Here is a 4,556-nt window from a genome sequence, read left to right on the forward strand (position 1 = left end):
CTTGACGATCCTGCGCCTGGAGCTGTCCGGGCAGCGGCGCGAGGTGGCGGAGGCGACTCGCTGTCGCTCATCGTCGGGTCCAGCCGGATGCGGCCTCCGAGGACTCCCGCCGGGTGGCAATGATCCGCCTCAGCGTTGGCGGGACCCGACCCGGGGCCGACAACGGAGCGCCACAGCGGCGGAGCGGACCCGCTGAGGCGTAGCGTCGCCCGGGGGTGAAGGGCATGCCGAGGCGGGTGGCGCGCCACGACCGGGACGCGGGCGGCGCGGCCGAGTTACTGGCGGCGAAGGCAGCCTTGCGCGACGAGGTCTGGGCCGCTCTGCGGACCGGCGGCGCCGCACGTTTCCCCGGCGCGGAAGGTCGCATCCCGAACTTCGTCGGCGCCGAGGCCGCCGCGGAGCGGTTGCGGGCGATGGCCGAGTGGCGGCGGGCCGCAACCGTCAAGGCCAACCCCGACAGCGCACAGCTGCCCGTACGCCAGCGGGCGCTCGAAGACGGCAAGGTCGTCTACATGGCCGTCCCGCGACTCGCGGAGGAGGATCCGTTCTTCCTGCTCGACCCCGACCACCTGGCCGAGCCGCCGCGGCGGGCCGCTTCGATCCGCGGTGCGACGCGGTCCGCCCGCCGGGTGGCGGTGGCCGACCTGGCGCCCGTCGACCTCGTCGTGATGGGGTGCGTCGCCGCCGGGGAGGACGGCGCGCGGCTCGGGAAGGGCGGCGGCTTCGCCGACCTGGAGTTCGCTCTCGCCGCCGCGGCCGGGCTCGTCGGTGACCGGACCGTCGTCGTCACCACCGTCCATGAGCTGCAGGTCCGCCCGCCCGGGCGCATCCCGATGACCGCGCACGACGTGCCGCTGGATTTCGTGGTCACCCCCGACCGGGTCATCGACTGCCGCCGCAGCCGCGCCGCCCGGCCCGCCGCCGGCGTCCACTGGGACGAGCTGACCGCGGCGAAGATCGACGCCATCCCGCTGCTCGGAGCGCTCAGGCGACCGAGATGACCACCTTGCCCAGGGCGCGGCCGTCGCCGAGGTGGCGCAGGGCCGCGGGGACGTCGTCCAGCGCGTACTCCCGGTCGATGTGTGTCTTGACCGTGCCCGACGTGCACAGCGACGCCATCGTGAGCAGGTCCGTCGTGTTCGGGCGGACGACCAGAATCCGCTGCCGGCCGACCAGCGGGCCTGCGAGCAGCACCTGGAACATCGTGCTGGCCGACCCGCCGACCCAGAGGTAGCGACCCGTCGGCGCCAGGGCCCGGCGGTGGGCCAGGACCGAGTGATGGCCGGCCAGGTCGAGGATCAGGTCGTAGCGCTGCCCGGCCCGTGTGAAGTCCGTCCGGGTGAAGTCGACGACGTGGTCGGCGCCGACGCGGCTCATGAAATCCAGCTTCGCGGTGTTGTCCACGCCGGTCACCTCGGCGCCGTCGAGCTTCGCGAGCTGGATCGCGTACGCGCCCGTGCTGCCGCCGGCGCCGTTGACCAACACGCGTTGGCCCCCGCGGACCGCGCCTTTCGTGCGGATGCCCTGCAGAGCGATCACCGCCGGCTGGGGGAGCGAGGCCGCCTGGGCGAAGGACAGCTCGCGCGGCTTCGGTGCCAGGACCCGCTCCCGCGCGACGGCGTACTGCGCGAAGCCGCCCATGCCGGCCAGGTTGTCGCCGAAGACCTCGTCGCCGACCGACAGCCCACGCACGGCCGGGCCGGTCGCCGCGACCACGCCGGCGATGTCGGAGCCCAGCGTCCGGCGCTTCGGCCGCCGCGGGCCGTTGATGCGGGCATAGAGCGGCGCACCGACGAGCGCCTCCCAGTCGGATGCGTTGACGCCCACCGCACGCACCTCGACGAGCACCTCGTCGCCCTGCGGGACCGGTCGCTCGACCTCCTCGAGCCGCAGGGTCTCCGGGGGCCCGTACGCGTCGTACACCACCGCCTTCATGGCCCGCAGTAAACACCCCGGACGTGACGGCCGGGACCCGATGGTTGGCATTCGGACATGACCCGTTTTCGCCCGTACCGATGCTCATCCGGCCCGGGTAGCGTGTACCCGCCAGCTCCGCCGGAGCGGTCCGGGCCGGCCGGGCACCCATCGTGAGGATCTGAACACCGTGAGCAATCGCGTGGTCGAGACGAAGAACGACCGGAAGGCCGCCGCCAAGGCCGCCCGCAAGGCCGCGGCCGAGCGCGCCGCGAAGGCCCGGCGCCGCCGCCAGCAGCTCGCGATCGTTCTCGCGGCGCTCGCGGTCGTGGCGATCGTCGTGGCGATCGTGCTGTTCGCCCGTGGTGGTGGCGACGACACCGCCGGGCAGCAGGTCGGCTCCGCGCCGAGCGCGTCCGCCGCCGCTCCGCCGGCCAACGGGATCCCGGCCGACGCCGACCCCGCGCTCAAGACGAAGCCGGTCGTCCAGGCCGGCCAGGGCACCGTCTCCGAGCTCAAGGTGACCCCGCTGATCCAGGGCACCGGGCCCGCGGCGCAGAGCGGCCAGACGGTCACGGTCAACTACGTCGGCGTCACCTACGCGGACGGCAAGGAGTTCGACGCCTCCTGGAACAGCGGCCAGCCGTTCCCCGTCCAGCTCGGCTCCGGCAGCGTCATCGAGGGCTGGGACAAGGGCCTCGTGGGCGCCAAGGTCGGCAGCCGGCTGCAGCTCGACATCCCGGCGACGATGGCGTACGGCGAGCAGCCGCCGGCCGGTTATCCCGCGGGCGCGCTGCGGTTCGTGGTCGACGTGCTCTCCGTGCAGTAAACCGGGTGCGGCCGCGGCGGGGCGGTGGGGGACAATCCAGGCGTGAGCGAATTCATCGACGACCTGCTGTGGCGGGGCCTGCTGCAGGACTCCACCGACCTCGACGAGCTGCGCAAGCATCTGGACTCGGGGCAGGTGACGTTCTATGTCGGCTTCGACCCGACGGCGGCGAGCCTGCACGTCGGTCACCTGATGCAGGTGCTCACCGCGCGGCGGCTCCAGCGCGCCGGGCACCGGCCGTTGCTGCTCGTCGGGGGCGCGACCGGCCAGATCGGTGACCCGCGGGAGAGCAGCGAGCGCACGCTCAACCCGCCCGAGGTGGTCGCCGGCTGGGTCGACAAGATCCGCGAGCAGGTGCGGCCGTTCGTGACCTACGAGGGCGAGAACGCCGCGACGCTGGTCAACAACCTCGACTGGACCGGTTCGATGTCGGCGATCAGCTTCCTGCGTGACGTGGGCAAGCACTTCCCGGTCAACAAGATGCTGGCCCGCGAGGTGGTCAAGGCCAGGCTCGAGACGGGCATCAGCTTCACCGAGTTCAGCTACCAGCTGCTCCAGTCGCACGACTTCTACGAGCTGCACGTGCGGCACGGGTGCACGCTCCAGTTCGGCGGCTCCGACCAGTGGGGCAACATCACCGCCGGCGTCGACTACATCCGGCGGCGGGGGGCGGGGCCGGCGCACGCGTTCGTGACGCCGCTCGTGACGAGGTCCGACGGCACGAAGTTCGGCAAGACGGAAGGCGCCTCGGTCTGGCTCGATCCCGGCCTGACCAGCCCGTACGCGTTCTACCAGTTCTGGCTCAACACGGACGACCGCGACGTCGTGCGCTACCTGCGCTACTTCAGCTTCCGGCCGCACGCCGAGATCGAGGAGCTCGAACGCGCGACGGTCGAGCGGCCCGGCGCGCGGGAGGGGCAGCGGGCGTTGGCCGCGGAGCTGACCGCCCTCGTGCACGGGGAGGCGGAGACCGCCCAGGTGCTCGCCGCGAGCCAGGCGCTGTTCGGGCGGGGCTCTTTGACGGACCTTGGCGTGGGTACGCTGCGGGCCGCGCTCGCAGAGGCAGGTCTGGTGGAGGTACGCGGTGAGCTGCCGCCCGTCGCGGCCCTGTTCCGCGACTCCGGGTTGGTGGGGAGTCTCAACGAGGCCCGCCGGGCGATCACCGAGGGCGGCGCGTACGTCAACAACGAGCGGGTGTCCGATGTGGATGCCACGGTGCCCGCGGATGCCTTGCTGCACGGCCGTTTCCTCGTCCTGCGGCGCGGAAAGCGGACGTTCGCCGGCGTCGAGCGGGTCGGCTGACCCCGCTTTTTGATCATGTGACCCGGAACGCAGCCCCCCGATTTGACGATCAACTCGGGGGCTGCGTATCTTTCTTTCTGCACGGCGGGAGCAACACGGAACGATCCGGACAACGGGTCGATTTGGTGAGGCGAAACCGACGGGGTAAGCTTTGCGAGCCGGTAGGGCACCGGGCGAGCATGCGGCGCGAGCCGCAGCGGCCGGCCTACCAAATCCCTTGAAGCGGAAGTTCGGCAGGTTGACTGCTGCGCGCCCGCGGACGGGGAACCCGCCCAAGGCCTGACAAACCGGGAAACACCGGGTTGACAACGCCGAAAGGACCGGGTAACGTAGTAAAAGTGCCCAGCGCGGAAGCGCCGGACACGGGAAACAAAACAAAGCCCCAAGCTTAGGGCTCGGAAACGGGCCAGATTCTTGGTGTGTGTTTGTTCTTTGAGAACTCAACAGGGTGTTTGATAAGCCAGTGCCAATTGTGATTGTTTTTGGCATCCGTTAATTGGATTGCCGGGAC

The 4,556-nt window shown here is 71.3% G+C and carries 4 protein-coding genes; 3 read left to right on the plus strand and 1 reads right to left on the minus strand.

Translation table 11 applies throughout. The features are described 5' to 3' along the window. The first annotated feature begins 224 nt into the window (after positions 1–224). Positions 225–1,001, plus strand: a complete 777-nt coding sequence (locus tag AB0H87_RS38495) for a 5-formyltetrahydrofolate cyclo-ligase (RefSeq protein ID WP_360157671.1) — start codon at positions 225–227, stop codon at positions 999–1,001. Here the strand turns inward: AB0H87_RS38495 and AB0H87_RS38500 are convergent. Continuing rightward, positions 985–1,935 (minus strand): NAD(P)-dependent alcohol dehydrogenase, encoded by a 951-nt coding sequence (locus tag AB0H87_RS38500; RefSeq protein WP_360157674.1) that lies wholly within the window; start codon positions 1,933–1,935, stop codon positions 985–987. The two genes, AB0H87_RS38495 and AB0H87_RS38500, sit on opposite strands and share 17 nt — an antisense overlap. Positions 1,936–2,104: 169 nt before the next feature. On the opposite strand from AB0H87_RS38500, the gene AB0H87_RS38505 reads away from it, so the two are divergent. Both AB0H87_RS38505 and tyrS read left to right on the plus strand, forming a co-directional pair. Further along, positions 2,105–2,743 (plus strand): FKBP-type peptidyl-prolyl cis-trans isomerase, encoded by a 639-nt coding sequence (locus AB0H87_RS38505; RefSeq protein ID WP_360157677.1) that lies wholly within the window; start codon positions 2,105–2,107, stop codon positions 2,741–2,743. Positions 2,744–2,785: 42 nt separating this feature from the next. Further along, positions 2,786–4,045 (plus strand): tyrosine--tRNA ligase, encoded by a 1,260-nt coding sequence (gene tyrS, locus AB0H87_RS38510; protein WP_360157680.1) that lies wholly within the window; start codon positions 2,786–2,788, stop codon positions 4,043–4,045. Positions 4,046–4,556: the final 511 nt, after the last annotated feature.

Origin of the sequence: Asanoa sp. NPDC050611, assembly GCF_040654855.1 — a bacterium.
Classification (GTDB): domain Bacteria; phylum Actinomycetota; class Actinomycetes; order Mycobacteriales; family Micromonosporaceae; genus Asanoa.